This window comes from Aeromonas sp. HMWF016, assembly GCF_963878195.1.
Lineage (GTDB): Bacteria > Pseudomonadota > Gammaproteobacteria > Enterobacterales > Aeromonadaceae > Aeromonas > Aeromonas lacus.
In genome coordinates this window covers 1-20,554 of sequence record NZ_CAWNWX010000001.1, presented here as the reverse complement: position 1 = coordinate 20,554, position 20,554 = coordinate 1, and the positions used below count along the sequence as shown (strand labels likewise).

General features: G+C 50.0%; 6 protein-coding genes and 1 pseudogene. 3 read left to right on the top strand and 4 right to left on the bottom strand.

Translation table 11 applies throughout. From position 1 onward, the window contains the following. Positions 1–72 precede the first annotated feature (72 nt). The 4 genes from AACS24_RS00035 to dptF form a co-directional block, all read right to left on the bottom strand. Positions 73–1,992, bottom strand: a complete 1,920-nt coding sequence (locus AACS24_RS00035) for a DNA sulfur modification protein DndB (protein WP_181364267.1) — start codon at positions 1,990–1,992, stop codon at positions 73–75. Positions 1,993–2,087: 95 nt separating this feature from the next. Further along, positions 2,088–7,199 carry a DNA phosphorothioation-dependent restriction protein DptH gene (gene dptH, locus AACS24_RS00030; protein WP_108571992.1) on the bottom strand — a complete coding sequence of 1,704 codons (5,112 nt, stop codon included), beginning with the start codon at positions 7,197–7,199 and terminating at the stop codon, positions 2,088–2,090. Further along, positions 7,180–8,508 carry a DNA phosphorothioation-dependent restriction protein DptG gene (gene dptG / locus AACS24_RS00025; RefSeq protein ID WP_108571991.1) on the bottom strand — a complete coding sequence of 443 codons (1,329 nt, stop codon included), beginning with the start codon at positions 8,506–8,508 and terminating at the stop codon, positions 7,180–7,182. Before dptG ends, dptH begins: the two co-directional genes overlap by 20 nt. A gap of 2 nt (positions 8,509–8,510) precedes the next feature. Then, positions 8,511–10,130 (bottom strand): DNA phosphorothioation-dependent restriction protein DptF, encoded by a 1,620-nt coding sequence (gene dptF, locus AACS24_RS00020; RefSeq protein WP_108571994.1) that lies wholly within the window; start codon positions 10,128–10,130, stop codon positions 8,511–8,513. A 569-nt stretch (positions 10,131–10,699) separates the two neighbouring features. Between dptF and fdhF the strand changes: the two genes are divergently transcribed. The 3 genes and pseudogenes from fdhF to AACS24_RS00005 all read left to right on the top strand — a co-directional run bounded on the left by fdhF (position 10,700) and on the right by AACS24_RS00005 (position 18,634). After that, positions 10,700–14,890, top strand: coding sequence for a formate dehydrogenase subunit alpha (gene fdhF, locus AACS24_RS00015; protein WP_108571990.1), 4,191 nt, complete (start codon positions 10,700–10,702; stop codon positions 14,888–14,890). Between the two features lie 414 nt (positions 14,891–15,304). Continuing rightward, positions 15,305–16,305: pseudogene (locus AACS24_RS00010) on the top strand (integrase core domain-containing protein). 703 nt (positions 16,306–17,008) lie between these two features. Further along, positions 17,009–18,634 carry a hypothetical protein gene (locus tag AACS24_RS00005; protein WP_146181441.1) on the top strand — a complete coding sequence of 542 codons (1,626 nt, stop codon included), beginning with the start codon at positions 17,009–17,011 and terminating at the stop codon, positions 18,632–18,634. The last annotated feature ends 1,920 nt before the right edge of the window (positions 18,635–20,554 follow it).

The window sequence follows — 20,554 nt, the reverse complement described above, 5'->3', positions numbered from 1 at the left end:
CCATATTACATATTTCTACTAGCTCAACGAGCTCCTCTGTAAATTTATACAAAATAGAAAAATGAACGTCCATTAATAGTCATCTTCCTGAGCATCATCGTTTGATAAAACAAAATTATTAAATGCGATTGTATTTGATAGGTCATTATATGAGTTTTTTAAATCATCAGAAATTAGCTCTGATATTATTTCATCAAACTCGGAAGTAAACGAACCGGCGTCAGAAACCGTCTTCTTAATATTTTTAGACTTACTTTCCTCTGCATGAATCAATCTCTCTCGATCAAACATGGAAAGAGAAAAATTCGTTCTATATGATGCTTCAAAGACCTTCCTCTTATCACTTCCCATCTGAGATATATACCCACCAATCTCTGATTCTGCTAATGACAATAGAATTTCTTTCTCGAGATTCCCCAAGAAATCTAATTTATTCGTATTTACACAATTAGACAGAATTAATCTAGCTATTTGGCGCCTTGATGTTCGAGTAACCTTTATTCTCGAGCCAGAATAAATAGTGTCTTGAAGATATAAGTGACGCTCGTTAAATATATCTAATTTCAAATCGAATGAATTGTTGATACAAAAAACAAGTATGGATGGCACATTATCCAAACTTACTTTGTTTATTATGAATTTGGCACATATTATAGTCCAAGCTTCTATTACAGCCTTTTGAAAAATAGATTTTCTAGAAAATGATGGTATCGTGCTGTTGATTATATCTTGAATATCAAGCCTAACATTACCGAATGATACACGTGCCCCCTCACTAAAAGGCTTATTATATAGGTAATAGTTTTTCACTTCATTAAAGTAACTAGCCTCATAAGACCTCTCAGCTTTAAGTTCTTGCTCTCGAATAGTAAAGTATGACTTTATTTTGTTGTGATAAGACTTAAAGAAATCTGTTTCAAAGAAGACGTTAATTAATAGCGGAGTAATTATTTCATTAACTAAGCCAGATAAAAACTCCTTATGAACAGACTGATAGTCTCTCCATGGGAAATATTCTGGAATAGGAAGTGGCTCATCATATTCATCTCTACCAAAATCGAAATCAACACCTCTTTTGAACACGTTCAATATGTTTATTAGAAGCTTAACACCATTTTTGGTTTTAAAAACATCATCAAAAGCACTATTTATAACACCAATGCTAGTAATAGTATGCTCTCGTGATATCTCTAAAGACTCTTTATGTTTTTTAGTATTCCACTCTACAAGACCAAGTCCTTCCACTCCTTTTTCAAGAAGTACCGTCTTACAAAACTCACGACAAATAATCGAACCCAACGTCTGCTCAGAAAGTAGCGTGAGAAAATGCCCACTCACTCGCTCTACGGTAGAGTTAACATCTACAAATAAACTCCTTAAAACTTGAGGTACTTTGGGTTGAGCATCGATATTACTATTCGTTGAAAAAGAGCCTGATGGATAGACAATACAGACAGGTACAATAAGATCTTCTACAAGATTACGCATATTCTCTCTTAAATAAGAAAGTGCAAATAATCTATGCTGTCCATCAATAACAACTAATCGAGCTCCTTTTACACCATTTGGTGTTATATTCAGTTTTATTTTAGCCGATTCAATATCAACACTGATATTATTTTCCCCATCACATGTTGAAAAATTAATATTGCGCCCATCATCTTTTGGATAATTCTCTATCTTAAATACTCGGTTCCACTCTCGCTCGTAAATGTCACCAAAATCGTCGACATTCCGTGTAAACTTACAATTTGGATAATAATCATCCAGGTTATTTTTATCATCAACACTAACTACAGCCGCTAGTAGAGGTGGTAAAAATATTACATCTTTTTGTATTTTCTCAGGTGAAGAAGCTATATATTGACTTATTTCTGCAAGCGCACGCTCTTCATCAATATCACGTTGAATTAAATAATCAAAATTCAACTCTGTATTCACATCTCTTGCGAATGAAAGTTGAACAATTTCATTTATATCAAAAGTGGTCATGATATACTCAATCGGAATCGAGCCATTCGATCTAAATACACCGAAGGCACCTCTTTTTTCAAAGTCATATCTACAGCCACTACTAGCAACTCTTCTCATATAACAATAATCTCCCAAAAAGCTCTATCCCGCATCATAGATACCTTTTTATCCCCATCAATATAGAGACTAAAATGCTTATCCAGTTTACGGATGGTTTCCATTAATTGTTCTTGCTCGGTCTTATCATCTTTATTAAAAATGGCCTTGATATCGGCATTCTTGATCTCGGCGACGCGATGCACCACCCAGGTCAAAATATAAGAGCCGTAGTTGTTTTCCCCGGTTTTAAAGTGACTCAAATCCTGGGTTGAGAGGATCACCCCCACCCCATACTCACGCCCCTCTTTCAGGATCTTGCGCAGGCTGGGGAAGTCCTGCGACATAAAGTTGTCGGCCTCGTCGACCAGGATCATCTTGGTGATCTGGCGATAATCGCCGTTGACTTGCGGCTTACCGCGTTTTTGCATCTGCGAATAGAAGAGATCCAGCGTCAGGGCTACCACCAGGTTCTGGATCTGGGGTGAGTAGCCCGCCAGCTCGATCACCGTCACACCATCGAGTAGCTCATACAGGGAGCTCACCTCATCCGGCATGGTTTCAAAGATCTCGTAAGTGACCAGCGAGTCGAGCGCCGCGTAGAGAGAGTCCTCTTCTACCTTATCCTGCTCAAGATAGAGATCCCACACCTGAGCCAAGGTGGGCGCAGGCCTTGACCAGGTGCTGGCATCAGCTCTGCTGATCCCCGCCAGCTCATAGGCATCGAGGATTAACTTGCGCAGCCGCAGCTGCTGCTTGGGCCCGAGGCCAAAGGCTTTGGCCAGGGTCTCGGCAAACCCGGTCGCGGTATGCACCGGCAACATCGGCATATCGCCATAGAGCGAGAGCGGATTGTACGGCAGGCGATACAACTTCAGCCGCTTGCTCTGATTGGCCTCACTAAAGGCATCATCCACATAGTCAGATTTGTAATCGAAGATCAGCAGGCCGATCCGTGCGCCCTCGACGTTGTTGTCTTGCTGGCGCATCAGCTGGGTGATCAGCGACTTGGTAAACTGGGTTTTGCCGGTGCCCATGGTGCCAATGATGCCGGTATTGGTATTCATAAAACGGGCGGTATTGGTGGGCTCCCAATAGAGAGGCGTTTGCCGCAGCGCCTCGTGGCCAAACAGGATACGCATGGGCTCTATCGGCTCGCCGGTCAGTCCCGTTTCCACCAGTACTGGGGTAACCGGATCGGTGTTTTGGGTATCAGTAGCTGCTTCCACTGGCGCCATATCCACCGCCTGATTGCCCCCTTCTTTTGGCTGCGGTTGAGAGCCAGATTCAGGCTCAGCCGCCTCTTCTCTGGGCCCCAGCAGATATTGTTTGTCTACATGGCACAGGGTCACCAACTCATCAAGCGCAGGGGCGCTGCAGGCCTGAATAAGGCTTCCCAACAAGGCATAAGGCAATTCAACCTGCAATACGCCCCGCTCGGTCATCTGGTAGTGAGGCACAAAGAAGCTGTCGTTTTCGATATGGGCGACCACAAAGCCTTCGGGATAGTCGGGCACGCTGGCCAGGGTATATTCCCCTTTAAGCCACCACTCCCGCTCGGTCAGCAGCGGTGCAAGCTGCGCCGGCTGCATCACCTGATAGAGGCAAAGCTTGTCGACCTGCATCAGTACCTGACGAATAAAGAGACCACGGTAGAGCCGCGCAGCCAGAGTATTGGGGCCAAGCACCTCTTCCATCAGGTAACGTTTAAGCTCCAGCGCCTGTTGCCCGGCATAGGCAAAGTCGGGTCTGACACCTGTCTTGACCTCCAGAGGCAGCAAATAGAGTTGCTTGCCCTTGAAGCCGACAAAGAGCACGTCATCGGAAATGGCCCCTTTGCGATACCCATGCACCTGACGGGAGAACTCGCTGTCGCTCATCTTGAGGCCGACATTGCCAGAGACGCGGATCATCTCGGCCACGGAGAGGGGGACCCAGCAGATATCGGATTGCCGCAACAAGGCCGAGACAAACTTGTAGGCACCGATGATGCCGTTCTTCTCTTTGCGCTCCTTGTCGTTGGCCGTGAGCATCTTGAGCAGCCATTCGCCGTTGAAGGCATTGAATTCGGAGAGCAACGTCTCCCCTTGTCCATGACCCTCTTTTTGCAGCAAGCGTTTAAAGAGGTCGACCTGCTTGGTTACCGTGATGGCGTCATAACCGGCCGCACTGGTGTATTGATCCGAGTAGTGGATCAGCACCACATCCTGCTGACTGGTGAAGAAATCGAGGGTCACCTTGGGATCGATGATGGTGGTCCACAGTGCGCTGTCATAAGAGCGGGTCAGCAGTGCCTTGAAATCGGCACTGACCGCCAGCCCCAGACTGGTTTCCAGATACTGGGCATTGCTCTGGCTGGCCGGTTGCCACAGGTTGCCCAGCAGGCGGGCCACCCGCAGCGACTGCACCCCTTGATAGGGCACGCCACGCAGACCAAAGGCGGTGAAATAGGCCGCCCCTTTCGTTTCGGCCGCTTCCCCGGCGATCAAGCCATCACACAACACACCACTCAGAGCTTCATCGGTATTGATGGGATGGCACTCTACCGGCTCCTGGTTGCGGAAGAACGCCAGATGGGCATAGGCAAACTGCTCACGCTCGTTGGGCAGGGTGAACTTGCTGTAGGTCAGACGGCTGCGGATCAGGTCGATCAGCATATCGGCCTCAGCACGCAGCGCAGTGGTGTTCAAGCCAAGCCAGGCTTTCAGCTCGTCATAAGCGGCCGTTTCGGCAAAGCGGTCGAAGTCATTGAATTGCAACCGCTCATCGTAGAAGTTCACATGAATGGAGATCGCCTGCTCTTTGTGCAGCTTGAAGTGCTCGATCAGACCGAGGAAGAGCTCTGCCCCACTCGCCTGATTGATAGCATTGACGATCAGGGTGCTCTTGGCCCCGGCACTGAACAGTCGGGAATAGGCCTGGGTAAACTCAGCCAGTTTGTCGCGCACCAGACGCTTGATGTAGCTGTAGCTCTCCTGCTTTTGTGGCACCACGTCGAGCCAGAAGCTGTTCTCCCGCACCGGCAGCAAATGGGCGTAACCAGAGTCATTGTCATAGACGAAAGGCAGCAAGCCAGATGCAACCAGGCGCTCGCGGGTCACCTCTGGCAATTCGGCAAAAGTGCTGACGCCATCTTCATCGCGATCTGCTTTTATCTCGGCCACCAATTGCAGATGATAGGCAAGTACCAAGGGGTGCAGCGGGCTTAGGCGTTGCCACTCATCCTGGCGGCACAGGCCAATGCGCATCAACTGTTTGTGCTCGAGCGCCAACACCGCATTGGTTGGTATCTCGCTTAGCGCCGCTTCGTAGGCATCCAGCACCCGCTTTACCAGGGCGCAATAGCTGTCGCCCCAGGCCACCAGGCTCGGCAAGGTTTTATGGTGTTGCAGATAGTCAAACAGGGCGGCATAAGCGCCATGTAAATCAGGGAACCTTGCACTAATCGCCGCAAGTGGCATTGGATCGGCAGTCAGACCGATATACAAGGCCCGCTCATCAACCATCCGAGCTTCGAGATTCAGCAGCTGCTGGCGGATCCCAACCACGCCACTTTCGCTGTTATCGAAAATGATCTTGCCTTTGGCCCGCAGATACTCGGCATTACGGTCATCTCTGAGCAGCTTGGCGAAACGGTCCCGGTCAAACAGCAGCGGAACGCAAATGCTCTCATCGGCGGCCGGGCCTTCAATATTGATGGGCAAGCGACGCTCGCCATTGACCAGCTCAAACTGGATCTGTTCGCTCTGCTCGGCCAGCGCATCAAAGTTCACCCAGCCACAGGCGCTGCAGTCCACTTCGCCCTCATCGTCAGCCAGATGCATGATGGCGTCTTGCTCTGGGTTGACCTTGAACTTGTTCTCTTCCAGCAGCAGGGTCAGCCACTTCTTGCCCGCATCCACTCGGAAGCAGTGCAACAACTCATCGAAATAGAAATCTCCCTGCTCTACCACCAGACAGCGGAACTTGTACTCTTCGGAGCGGTTATCGCGTTTGAGCTCAAGGCTAAAAAAGGTGGGTTCTCCCGTGACGGGCAAGGTCACCGTCGCCCAGCAGCGTTTACCACCGAGACGGCTGACAGAATAAGTGACCGAATTTTTGAGCGGCCCATTGTGCATCAGTTTGAACTGGCTCTCGTCCAGATCATTACCGATGAAGGTAAAAGAGAGGTTGAGGGTTTTCTCCCCCGGCGGGAGCTGGATCAGCAGGCTCAGGTCGCGTTGTCCCGCCTTGCTCTGGCTTTTGGCTCTTTGTTGCAGTGAACCACTGTCAACGGCCACCTCTTCCAATAGCAACTTTTGCGCTTTATTGGCTTCAATCTCTTTGAGGTAGGCTTCAAATTCCAGATCACGCCAGCTCTCATCCTGAAAATGCTGGCGGATAAACTTGGCGCTGAACTCTTTCAGGACACTCTCGAGCTGATCGAGATCATAATGCTCAACCGCATCTTCAATCTCGCGCCGCAGCTTGCGGTTGGCTTGGAGCCGCTTGCTGATCTGGGTCTTCTTGCCACTCCAGCTCAAAATGACCGGGTCATTGAATAGCTGGAGCTCATCAAACTCCAGAACACCATCTTGATCCAGTGCACTGAACAGAGGAGCAAAACCAAATACGGTTGCCCCCTCTTCGGTGATGAGGGCCAGTTGCTCTTCAAGCAGGCAGGCTGACAGCTCCTTGTTACTGCTGCCAACATCTATCAGTGCGCCAAGCTGCTGCGAGAGACTATCCGGATGCCAGACCGCACCGGGCGCCCCCAAATCAAGGGCACTGTTGATCAGGGTATCCAGCATGCTGTTGTGGATAATGAGCAGGGCTGCTTTTTCAAATTCTGCACTGCGACCTGCGACCAGATCACGTAAACGGGAGATGTAGTTTTCGGTAAATCCCGGAGCCTCACCATGCAACACAGGTAAAACCCGCACGCTATTGCACTCTATGTATGGCAGGTCAATGCCATCAGCCGTAGCCAGCGTATTTGTGGCAGCAAAGGTCACCAGTGACTGATAGAGCACCAGACCGTTTTCTGCGCTGGGGGATTTGAACTGGTAACGAGAGCCCGGCTCAATGTCGGCACTGACCCACTCGATAAACCGCTCGGCCAGAAAATGCTCAAAGGGTCTTGCGGACATATACGGCGTCTCCACTATCACTCATTCGTTCTACATTGCCCATGCGCTCATAGAAGCTGACCAGTTGCTGCAATGACTGGTTATCAAGATAAAAACCGCGCAGCTCGAAGCCTTTACGCAGATCGTGCAGGCGCAGCTTGTCGGCCTTGCCGATGGTGAGATTGGTCAACAGCAACAGCTGATCCTGATTCAGTACCAGGGTGCGGCCAGCGGCCCCCCGGGCCTGAATAAAATCACTGAGCAGCTTCTCTTCCAGCTCTTTGACATATTTCTTGTTCACGCCGCCACGGGAGGTATTGGCATCACGGAATTGCTCCAGAGCCAACTCTTTGAGCTGCTCAAAGGCTTCTGCCACGCTGTTTGTGAGAGGACGCTCAGGCCGTAACCCGCGCTTCTCTCTAAAGGCCTGTAGATAGTTGTTCAAATCTTCCAGCAACTGAGTCTGGTCAGCATATTGCGTTGCATCGTAATAAACCTGCCAGAGCGGTCTTTTCTTGGCATCCCCTGGCAACTGGAGCACGTCAAGGGCGGAAAGCAGCGGGAAAACCCGCTCGCTGGCAGCTGCCAGCAGCTTGTAGCCAGAACGCTTTACCGATGTACGTTCAGAGCTGGCCTTTTCCGAATCGAGAATAAAGTAGAGAGGCTTGCTTTGGGGCTCATGTTGCCAATCGGTCACATTCAGTGCCAGCTGAGCACAGTAAGCAAAGGCATACAGCTTGAGTGTGCCAGGCAAGGCTTGCAGCAGGTACTGGGGATGCGCAGCCAAAAAGCGAATATCTTCACGAAATACGGCATTCAAAAAAGATAGATAAGGTTGCTCATCCTCATTTTTTACCAGGCTGCCGCTTTGCAGCCTGCCTTGCAAAACGGACAGCAGTTCTTGCTCGACAAAGTTGAGCTTGTCATCGAGCGCATCTTCCAGGAAGAAATCCCCCAACAGACCTGCAAACAATTTGCACAACCGCGTATCTGGTGCGCTGAGATCGGCTTGTCCACTCTTCTTACCTTTGGCCTTAAACAACAGGAACAGCGGTGAAATATGAAAGAGTGCATCATTTGAAAAATAGGCTCGCTCAAGCACCTGCCAAAAATCAGGATCGTCGAGCTTGCCTGCAAACCGGGCCTTGCACTCCTCCTTAAACTGCTCGAATTCATAGGCAGTCACCTGCTTGCGCAAGGAAAGCCCGAGCACGACACCTGTCACGGTATCCCAGTCAAACTCATTGCCTTTGTTGCGAATGGGCCAGTAGTTGGTGAGCTTGTTTTTATCAACCGGAGCTAATCCGACAGGAATTGGATACAGAGACATGACTATCTGGTTCCTTCTACAGTGATCATGCCGTCATCCAAACCAAGACGGTAATGCTGATCACCTTCGTAATAGTGAAGAACAGGGCTCTTTTTAGCGACAGCGCGGATTTGCTCAACCATCTCATCAAGCAACACAATGGCATTCTTGTCGTACTTGTTTGGCCGATAGCCATTGTTGAGCTTGCTGATCAGCTCAAACAGATTGAGGTTGATTGCCATCGGAGCCAAGGGCTGATCATCAACCTTCAGATAGGCGCTGAAATGATCGTGTTTCTCGACATGCTGGCGCTGAATTGCGCTGTAGTCAGCTTTCAGCTCGACAGGAGCCGCGACATGACACTGGCCAAATTGACCAAGAGAAAGCTCACGCTTTGACAACTCAGGGGCATTGCGGTTGGCATAGACAAAAATGGCCGGGATCAGCGCTTTCACATAGAAATTGCGCAAGACCAGCTGGCTTCCACCCTCCCCAAGGTACTGGCTATGCTGCAGCCAGACGGTGGCATAGTGTTCAAGTACCTGCTCTTCAAAGTCGACTTTGAATTGGTGATGGTAGTTATTGCCAAGCTCACAGTCCTTAAGCAGATAAAAAAGGCGCAGAAGGGATGCGGCTTGACCCGCTTTATCACGAGGCTCGTTGAATATGAGCCCCAGTTTTGCCAGCTCGACCATAAAGGCATCCAGCGCCTCATCCGGTAGATTCAGCTCATAACGCAGCACAAACTGGTCTACCGCTTGGGTATGAATCAAGGCAGGATCAAAGTCAGCAAGACGCAGGCTTAGCTCGCTGTCTTTAGCCAGAAACAGGTTGTCAAAGAGGTAATGCTCCCCGGCCAGAAGCTGATGCAACAGATCCAGCAAGGCGCGAGTCGTAATGAATTGATCCTTGATCAAACGGGTTTTGAACAGAGTGGTAATGATAATCTCTTGCACGTGCTCATTGGCCAACAGCCTGAAATTGGCGATGAGGCGCATGTCGCGTTGGCGTTGCTCATCTGCAAGGGCAATAGCATGAAACAGATTGTCATCGGTTGGCTGAGTTAACCGCTTGAGCAGTTGACGCATAAAGCTTGAATAGCTGCCAGCATCATCATTAAAACGAAATTTTGGATAGGACTCGAAATCCAGAAAGTGATATGCCCCTTGCGTTCTCTCGCCACTATCCAAAAAACGCTCGATCACACCACGCAACTCACTGTGCCGCTCAGCCCCTTCTTTGGCAAAGTTGGCCAGCATACCGATATTGATACCAACCACCAGGGGTTGAGCCCCGTCTCCTGCACGATCAAAGAGTTCGTTTAGCGCATCGATTGCTGATTGATGAGGCGAAAAGCTATGGGTTGCATCCAGATGGAAGGTATATCTGTTTTTATATTGGTCATAGCTACGTGACAATATTTCAGATTTGCCATCACCACTACTGCCACATAAAAACACGCACTCACCAGGCTGCAATGAACGGAGGCACTTTTCAAAGTCATGCTCGATTTCGGGTGTGACGTAGAGATAATCCTTGAGATCATCAAACAGATCTCTCTGACGTTGTGTTGTCGTCTTGACCGAGAAAGAAGAAGATTTAGCCAAGACCCCGAGGGCCTTGCGAAGGGGGATTGAGCTCACGGTATAACCCTGCCATTTCCATATCGGCAAGATAGTAACCGATTGAATCATTGAGAGACTACTAGAAAGACATGTCTTTGTATGACTCCTTGCACTCTGTCATATCATCCCCTAATGGCTAATCTAGCTTTCTCACACCATTAGCCCTGAACGACCCCTTTTAAAGTAAAGATGTCGCCAGCGCCTCCGGCTTGGTTGTTCCCCATTTAGGTTGCCCAACCCTAACAACACAGAAACAAAAGTTGCACACTTTATGATGTACTTCACCATTCCATCACGGATAAACACCATCAAAAATACAGTTTAAAGCTGCTTTAATAGCTATAAATGTCAATGCAACACCATGTTTTAACTCGATATAGGTAGCCAACGCCGGGTTATCGTTCCACAGAGCGCCATCACAAGTGAAATCGTTTTCTTTTTAGACAAAGAACCTGAGTAAAATCAAATAAAGTTGCATGTCATCTTTGGTATGGTGAGGTCATACCAAGCGATCCTCTCTATCGCTTCCCCTGCTGGCTCCGCCAGATGCAGCATTTTCTGCGCCTTGAATGCGAGTTTATGACGCCATGATCACCATCACTCTCGATGGGGCTCAGTTGACGGTTGATCCGACCCTGACTCTGCTCCAGATAGCCAAACAGCACCAGATCGATATCCCCTCCCTGTGCGGTGACAACACCAGCGCCCCCAAGACGCCGTGCGATCTCTGCGTGGTGGAGATCACTGACGTTGGCATGCGGCGAGCCTGCGAGACACGCCCCGAGGCAGGGATGGTGATCACCAGCCAGAGCGATGCCCTGAGCGCGCACCGCCAGCAGGCACTCGGCCGCATCCTCTCGGATCACTACGCCGATTGCGAGGCCCCCTGCCAACGCGCCTGCCCGGCCGGGGTGGACATTCAATCCTATCTGCATCACATCGCCATGGGGGAGCACGAAGCGGCGATGGCCGTCATCAAGCAGATCCTGCCGATGCCCCTCTCCATCGGCCGGGTCTGCCCTGCATTTTGCGAGGCAGAGTGCCGCCGCGCGCTGGTGGATGAGCCGCTGGCCATTCGCCAGCTCAAGCGCCATGCCGCCGATCTCGATCTGGCCGAGGTGACCCCCTATCAACCGGCAAAGAAGCCCGCCAAGGGCAAGCGGGTTGCCATTATCGGCAGCGGCCCGGGCGGCCTCACCTGCGGTTACTATCTGGGTTACGAGGGGTTCGAGGTCGACCTGTTCGAGGCGATGCCCGAAGCGGGTGGCTGGCTGCGCTACGGCATCCCCGAGTACCGGCTGCCCAAGGCGATCCTCGATCAGGAGATCGACCTGATGTGCCAAAGCGGCATGCGGATCCACACCAAGCAGCGACTGGGCCACCAGATCACCCTCTCGGCTCTCTGCCGCGACTATGATGCGGTCTGTCTGGCCGTCGGCGCGTCCAAGGCGGTGCCGATGGATTACCCGGGCAGCACCCTGGCTGGTTGCTATCTCGGGGTCGATTACCTCAAGGATCAGATGCTGGCCAAGCGGCTCACCACCGGCAAGAAAGTCGCGGTGATCGGCGGCGGCAACACGGCCATCGACTGCGCCCGCACGGCGGTGCGGTTGGGGGCGGAAACCACCCTCATCTATCGTCGCACCCGCGCCGAGATGCCTGCCGAAGCGTACGAGATCGACGAGGCGGAGCATGAAGGGGTGCGCTTCATGATGCTGACCAATCCGGTAGAGAATCTGCCGGATAGCCGTGGTCGCATCTGTCAGGTGCGCCTCGAGAAGATGGCCCTCGGCGAGCCGGACGCATCCGGCCGCCGCCGCCCCGAACCCACCGGCGAATACCTCATCGAGGAGTTCGATACCGTGATTGCGGCGGTGTCGCAGCAGCCGGATCTGAGCTTTATGGAAGGGGAGCCCCTCACCCTCCCCTTCACCCGCTGGCAGACGCTGGAGTCCCACCCCGAGACCATGCACAGCGGCCACGGTAACCTGTTCGCCATCGGTGATCTGCGCCGCGGCCCCGCCACCGCCATCGAGGCAGTCGCCGATGGTCGCAAGGCCGCGCTGGCCATCGATCAGTTCCTCCACGGTGACATGCTCGATCCGGTGCGCCCGTTCAACGCCTGCAAGGCCCCCACACTCAAGCAGGTCGACCCCGCCCAGTTTGCTCACCTGAAAAAAGTCGCCCGCAGCATCATGCCTCATCTGGCGAATGACGAACGGGAGGGAAGCTTTGCCGAGGTGGAGCGCGGTTTGAGTGACAGCGATGCCCGCAGCGAAGCCAGCCGCTGCCTCGAGTGTGGCTGTCAGGCCAACACCGATTGCGCGCTGCGCGACTACGCCACCGAATACAAGGTCGAGCAGAGCGCCCTCGATACCCACCTGTGCCAAAAGTTTGCAGTGGATAACAGCAGCGAATTTATCGTGTTCGATGCCAACCGCTGCATCGGCTGTGGCCAGTGCGTGCAGACCTGTGGTGAGCAAGCGGTGCAGGGAGTGCTGCGCTTTGCCAAGAACAGCGATGGCATCCTCTCGAACCGGCCGCAGTTTGACAGCGGGCTGGCGATGGGCGACTCCCACTGCGTGCAGTGCGGCGCCTGTGTACAGGTATGCCCCACCGGCGCCCTGGTGGATGCCCGCGACAAGTCGCAGGGGCGCACCGAGCTGCTCACGCCGGTCAATACCATCTGCACCTACTGCGGGGTCGGCTGCGGCGTCACCCTCTATGTCGATGAGGCGCACAACCGCATCCGCTATGTGGAGGGGAATCGCAACTCGCCGGTCAATCAGGGGCTGCTCTGCGTCAAGGGACGCTTCGGCTTTGACTTTATCCAGAGTGAGGAGCGCCTCACCACCCCGCTCATCCGCAAGGATGGCGAGCTGGTGCCCGCCAGCTGGCAGGAGGCCATCGCACTGGTCGCCGAGCGCTTCACTACCCTGCGCCAGCGCTATGGCAGCGATGCGCTGGCAGGTTTCTCTTCAGCCAAAACCACCAACGAAGAGAACTACCTGTTCCAGAAGTTCATGCGCCGGGAGCTTGGCACCAACAACGTGGATCACTGCGCGCGGCTCTGCCACGCCTCCACCGTCACCGGGCTGGAAGCGTCACTCGGCAGCGGCGCCATGACCAACGACATCCCGAGCATCGACCACTCGGATCTCATCTTCATCATCGGCTCCGACACTTCGGCGGCCCACCCCATCATCGGCTCCCATATCAAGCGGGTGGTGAAAACGGGCAAGGCACGGCTGGTAGTGGCCGATCCGAAACGGATCGAGATGGCCGACCATGCCAGCCTCTATCTGGCACACCGCCCCGGCACCGATGTGATGCTGCTCAACGGCCTGATGCAGCAGATCATCCAGAACAACTGGCACGACCAGGCCTATATCGCCGCACGAGTAGAAGGGTTCGAGGCGCTGCAAGCGGAGGTGCTCTCTCCGACCTATGCCCCGGACAAGGTGGCTCTTGTCACCGGCGTACCGGCCGAGCAGGTGATCGAGCTCGCGCGCCTCATCGGCACCGCCGAGCGCACTGCCATCTACTACTCGATGGGGATAACCCAGCACACTACCGGCCACGACAACGTGCGGGCCACCGCCAACCTGCAACTGCTGTGCGGCAACATCGGCATCGAAGGGGGTGGCATCAACCCGCTGCGGGGCCAATCCAACGTGCAGGGAGCCTGTGACATGGGGGCGCTGCCCAACTGCCTGCCCGGCTATCAGAAGGTGGCCAACCCCGAGGTTCATGCCCGCTTCGCCGCCGCCTGGCAGCAACCAGGGTTGCCGCGCACGCCCGGCCTTACCCTCACCGAGACCATAGATGCCGCCTGCGCGGGCAGCATCAAGGGGCTCTATGTGATGGGAGAAAACCCGGTGCTGAGCGATCCGGATCAGCATCACGTCATCGAGGGGCTCAAGCAGCTGGAGTTTCTGGTGGTGCAGGATATCTTCCTCTCCGAAACCGCCCAACTCGCCGATGTGGTGCTCCCCTCCTGCTCCTTTGCCGAGAAGAGCGGCCACTTCACCAACACCGAACGGCGAGTGCAGCGCATCTCCCCCGCCCTCAAGGCGCCGGGGGAAGCGCGGGAGGATTGGTGGATCATCCAGCAGATTGCCAATGCAATGGGCGGCGACTGGCGCTATCAGAACGCCCAGGAGATCACCGCCGAGATCTGCCGGGTCACCCCGCAATACGCCGGCATCCAGTGGGACAAGGTGGGAGCGCAAGGGCTACAGTGGCCTTGCAACGATGCGGCGCCCGAAGGCACTCGCCTGCTCCACGGCAAGCAGTTCACCCGCGGCAAGGGGGAGATGGTCGCCACCCCGTTCCGCTATGCCGCCGAGCTGCCCGACGAGACCTATCCCATCGTGCTCACCACCGGCCGCCTGCTGGAGCAGTTCCATACCGGCACCATGACCCGCAAAACCAAGGGCCTAGATAATCTGGCCGGGCCCCGAGTCATGATGAGCGTGGTGGATGCGCAGCGGTTGGGTATCAGCAACAGCGAGCGGGTGAAGGTCACCAGCCGCCGCGGTCATATCGAGCTACCCGCCTTCGTCACCAAGCGGATGCAGCCGGGCTTGGTCTTTATCCCGTTCCACTTTGCCGAAGCGCCAGCCAACCGACTCACCATCAATGCCACCGACCCCCACGCCAGGATCCCCGAGTTCAAGGTGGCGGCAGTGCGGATCGACAAGCTGGAATCCCCGTCGCAAGCTGGACGGCTATCCATGCAGAAGGAACCGGCCAGGCCAGACATCGAAGTTGCCTGAGGGGAATAGCAAAACCTGAGTAGCCGCCAGCCTGGAGGGTTGGCCCGCTGACCTTTCCCCTTGGTGTTGCAATAGTAAAAGAGGGGGATGAGAAGGGGCCACCAGCCAAAAAGCACAAAGGGTTAGCTTCGCTGAGAAGCTAACCCTTTGTTTTAGATGGTGCCGATAAGGGGAATCGAACTCCTGACCTTCGCTAGTAGTTAAGATGTCCAATTGACAATTGGAAGTGTAAGTTCGTGAGTTTGACAAACTCTTCAAGCGAACTACCTGTATGGAGATGGTATTCACCTGACAGTTACCCACAAAAGGGAGTGATCATACGGCTTCAAACCGGATAACAAAACGGTACCCCTACCGTGTTATCTGGCGTCACCGTAGACCGGCAACGAGAAAGTAGCACGTCGTAAACTCAGCCTGCTAGAGCTCGCCAAAGAACTCAATAACGTCAGCAAAGCCTGCAAGCTCATTGACTACAGCCGTCAGCAGTTCTACGAAATTCGCCGTCATTACCAGACTTATGGCGCTGAGGGATTGCTCGACAAATTGCCCGGCGGTAAAGGGGCGCACCCGAACCGGGTTGCTCCCGAGATTGAACAGGGCATCCTCGATGACTCCCTCACCAGACCAACCCATGGCCCGCTGCGGGTCGAGCAAGAACTGGCTCTGCAAGGCATCAACGTCAGTGCCGGTGAGGGGCGTGGTGTGTGGCAACGGCACGATTTGCTCTCCCAACACGACCGTTTGTTGCGCCTCGAGAAAACCCACAGGGAGCAGACCATTGAGCTCAATGACGAGCAAATTCGCCTGTTAGAGCGTTTCAGCACCGAGTTCCGCGAACGCCAGATTGCGGTTCACTACACCGGAGAACTGGTGGCGGTCAACACCTTCTTCGTCGGCGCGCTCAAGGGGGTTGGCAAGGTGTATCTACAAACCGTGCTGGACTGCTACAGTCGCCATGCTTGGGGGCGGCTCTACACCAGCAAGCTGCCGGTGACCTCGGTTCATGTGCTCAATGAAACGGTACTGCCGTTCTTCGAAGCCCACGAGGCGCGGGTCTATACCATCCTGTCGGATAACGGGCGCGAGTTCTGCGGACGTCCTGACCATCACCCCTACGAGCTGTTCCTGCAACTGGAGGCCATTGAGCACCGGACCACCAAGGTACGCAGGCCACAGAGCAACGGCTTTACCGAGAGACTGCACCGCACCCTGCTGGATGAACACTTCCGTATCAAGGGCCGGAGGACCGGGCATGAGTCGGTGGAGCAGATGCAGACGGACCTGGATAGCTACTTGGAGCACAACAACACCCAGCAGCCACATCAAGGCAGGATGATGGAGGGTCAGACCCCCTACAACATGTTCAGAAGGGTCTGAAATTGATACCGAAGGAAGTGCGCACTAAAGTAGCGTAAACAAGACACCGGTTTGAGACCGGTGTCAGGTGATAACTAGATCTGTACATGCGGTATTAAACAAGCCATTTGATGACACACTCCTTAAACTGACTTATACCTAACTTGTATTTAGTTGAAAGCTCTGTCTCTGTATTAACAGATATGGATATTCCCCCATAATGTTTTGGTTATACTTTAAATGTATCAATATCAAAATCCATCTTGATGCTGTCCATTTTATTTTTGCCCAAAGGGCATAAAACTACTAATTTCACCATGCATTTCTTTTGGCGTCTCATTTTTTGACTGCACCAGGGAAGTTATTGCAATCAGAATTTAACTCAAAACGCCTGTTATTTTTTCTTATTAAACACTGCGTTCATGAAAATCACATTACATCCAAAAGAGTCAAAAATGTGGCGTTCAATAACAATCAATAGCAACTTAATGTTTCGCCAACCTACAACAACCACAAGCCTAGGTATCTCATTGTTACAAAACAATGCAATACATAACAGTAAAAAATTATAATCTCCATTTTATTGTTTTTTATTGGTGCCACAAGCCTCTTTCAACCATACTTGTACAAAATATGATCAGCTAAGGGCGGGGTTAAAATTTAGTTTTCCATCCATTAATCCAGTGACACACAATCGGGAAACTAACAAAGACTGAAACAGGTAAACTATATGATAAAAAAGAATACATTTAGGAGGACTGCATGACGTTATATAACTGCATATCCCATTTCAATATTAAAATCAGCTTTGTGTTATTATTAATATTCAAGGCTGAAATTGCATTATGTGCGACATCTCCAGAGTCTGGAGTAATATTTGGTCATCCACCTTCATGCGAAATAAAGCCGACAATAATATTGACTCCATCAACTAATGGAACCCCAAGGAAAAAAGAGATTACAATTCATGATGATTTTAAAGTAGAGTTTTCAAATATTGATTATGATGAAATCGTGTCGAATAAATCTGATGGTTTTATTAGTGGCTCTTGGGTAGATATAGGTCTGATTGATGTAGACCCCAAAAACCCGCGAACACTAGCCATCTCATCATCTACGATTGATAACTTTGGTCGCCAAGGGACAGATGGAAAGAAAACGGGTGGCTACATAGGTAATGGCTATTTTATTTCAGAAAACATAAAATTTGGACCATATGGTTTTCTTACGCTAGATTCACGCATCCAAAATTTCAGTAATAAGCATATAGTTGCCAGATGCAAACCTCAATTAAAAGGGGGCCTGCCTGAATTTGGTCAAGTCAAATACTGGTCAACTGCATCAAAACTAATCGTTGATGGAGCGACCATTCATATCGAAAATGCACCTGGGTTTATAAAACGATCTTCAATATCATCCTTGCAGCTATCGCACCTCCGTGCCCATCCACACAAATATTTAACTGTCGGATTTTCCACACCTTTTGGTGCTAGATATAAATTCGAAAATAAAAATGAAATGAATGAACTTGCTAAATCTATTGAAGTCGCCCTGTATAATACCTCTGGTGTTAAAGTTGGAATGTATACATATAAAGAAAGTTGGAGTGGCACTGGAGATGGTGAACTTGTTTTTTATATGCCAAAATTTTTCGGTCATATAACAGATGAGAAAGAATTAGATAGTGGCAATTTGATTGCCAAAGTGAAATATATTGACGAAGATGGCGTTGAAATGACTAGTAATGCTTTACCCGTCGACGCAGATAAAATGCTTTACAATACAATAGTAAGTTCGCAGTCCATAATTAAGCCCCCTCTTAAGAGATATTATTATATCGATGACAACATTGAATTTGATGTTGATGTAGTTGGCTTGAATAGAGAGAGAATTCTGAAAAATGCTAATTATCAATTGGAAGTGAATGCACAAAACACCCAAGGAGGCCAAATAAATATTGGTGTCTTTAACAATTTTAACAAAACACCTCTTGTTACCAGCGCACAGAATCTAACTCATTACCTTGGCAATCAACGCCTAAAAAGCTTAACAATTAAACAGTCGACGACTGATTACATGCCTCACAGCTTTTTTAGTGTTGAAAACGATGTAAACATAATAAGTGCAGGCATCCACATGCCAAGAAAGGCTGGTAGTTATGATTCTGCCAGCTGCGTAGGCAATTATACGCCGCCAACATTGGAGCTATTGTCATATATTTATGGAAAAGTAAAAGACCAGTCTCTTTTAACTAAACCCTGGTTTGTTATAGATAAATCTCCAGATGGAAAACCATATTCAGTCAATATGATTACGGGTGAGAAAATTATTGTTGAAGAAAAGAATCTTTTCACAGACACCTTGGGATTATGTCTGCGGATATATTAAAAACATTAACATTGTTCTGTTTATCATCTGACACCGGCTTAAAACCGGTGTCTTTTTTATCCAATGTTTTAGGTGTCGATATAAACCATCAAGATGGTAACGTACCGATATAACCGATGTTATTGTGTAGTGTGCGATATAGTGTCCAGTTCTTGCTTGCACCTACACTGCCAACTCATACCTCGCGTGGATAAGCTAATTCGACAAAGTTTGGTGTATCTGTCAAATAAAACTATTGGCCCACACACCTTGATGGATATGAGCAAGTCCTTCCTATTGTCAAAAATGTATATATGAATGATACGTTCTATAGTACGACTGGATGTTATAGCGCAGTTTTTCATAATCGTTGAAAAACAGCGGTACAGCTTCATTGAACACATAAAATTAAAGTGACAGCTTGTTTGCTGAAGTAAGCAGCACAAGAACAGGGCTGTGGTAATCACCCACCATGGTTTTCACCTCTTCCTTCCATCCCAGGGAAGCATCACTGCTAGTTGTTCCCCTGCGTAATTAGCCATTCAAAGCTCATGCAAAAATAGCCCTGGTAGATAGATAAATTCATCATTGAGCTACGTGGTCTGTTCACTTGGTTTACTAGGGATTCAAAAGTGGTGTGTTGGGACATAAAGTAGTGAAGTTGCCATACAGGCCTGGAGAATGTGACATCTTGTAGCACGGCCGTGTTCACAGTCACAAATGATCACGTACATGTCTGGCTTAGGAATAATTTTGGATGCGGGTTCAATCTTGTAAGGGCTACAGTCACATTTACGACGGGATTGCTTATCAAATAAGTCAATGACGCTATAGGTGTGGAAATTGCGGATATTTAGAACAATAGTTGACAGGGATTCGTTGAGACATAACACATTCAGGAGCTTATTTCATTTTTTGGCTAGTTCTGCCAAGTATAGGAATACCTTATTCATTAGTAATTATTGCATGCCTTGTGATATCTCCGAAGAGATACCGTTTTAGTGTCAGATTTGAAGCTATATATGCTACATTCACATTGGAAAAGATCAGTTCTGAATGAAGAAAGGCCAAGGGCGAATCCATTCCTGTTCATCAGTCATTATCAATAGTGCCGTAGGCCATTATGCTTAACAAATCAATACATTGATGTAATCGAAGATGCTGGTCTGCACTAAGTCCCCCACTAACTGGTAGTGATATTGCATCCAACATATTGTTACAAATAGATTGCGTATATTTATCTCCAAATGCATAAGCACTTGCGAAAAGCTGCCTAATTGCATATTTTATTTCATAACAAGACCTGCTACTAACTGCTTTCTTTATGAGGTCAATATCTGCATCTCTGCATGATACATATAGCAATTTGAGTTCGAATTCCGAAACCATCAGACCACCTACCGTTTAAGAGAAACGCAGCCAGCACCTGCACACTTCTAACTGGGATTGAATTTTAATCGCGCATAAAAAATTATATGTCAGATGAAAAAAAGAGATTGTCGCGTCATCTATAATTTTTTTTAAAAAAATAACTATATCATTTAATAATTACAATGACAGACCAAGCTGTGTGATTAAGCACATGAACACCCAAATAGTACATCCAATACTATCTGCCAGCTTAAATTAGCTAGTCGACAATACCCTCACTACCCCCCCTGGAAATTACTGTAGGCCTAAAAAATTGGGGGGCTTAAGCCCCCCTCCCAAAGTCAGGAATAGGGTATCGGGTTAAAGCATGTTTGCACACAGGCATACTACGTATGCGTTAGCGCTCTGCCTACTTTAATTCAAACACAAAACTGCGCTTCACGGTAGTAAAAATAATTAAAGTTTAATTTTACATTTTTTTATTACCAGAACCAGCCAATCCTATTCGCTATAACTTATAGATTAAAGTTTAAAAACAAGCTATTGAATCACATATCTATACATTATGAT

Bases quoted from the DNA above. Each gene is read 5' to 3' on its own strand.
- AACS24_RS00005 (WP_146181441.1), top strand. From the start codon at position 17,009: ATGACGTTATATAACTGCATATCCCATTTCAATATTAAAATCAGCTTT.
- AACS24_RS00035 (WP_181364267.1), bottom strand. From the start codon at position 1,992: ATGACCACTTTTGATATAAATGAAATTGTTCAACTTTCATTCGCAAGA.
- dptH (WP_108571992.1), bottom strand. From the start codon at position 7,199: ATGTCCGCAAGACCCTTTGAGCATTTTCTGGCCGAGCGGTTTATCGAG.
- fdhF (WP_108571990.1), top strand. From the start codon at position 10,700: ATGATCACCATCACTCTCGATGGGGCTCAGTTGACGGTTGATCCGACC.
- dptG (WP_108571991.1), bottom strand. From the start codon at position 8,508: ATGTCTCTGTATCCAATTCCTGTCGGATTAGCTCCGGTTGATAAAAAC.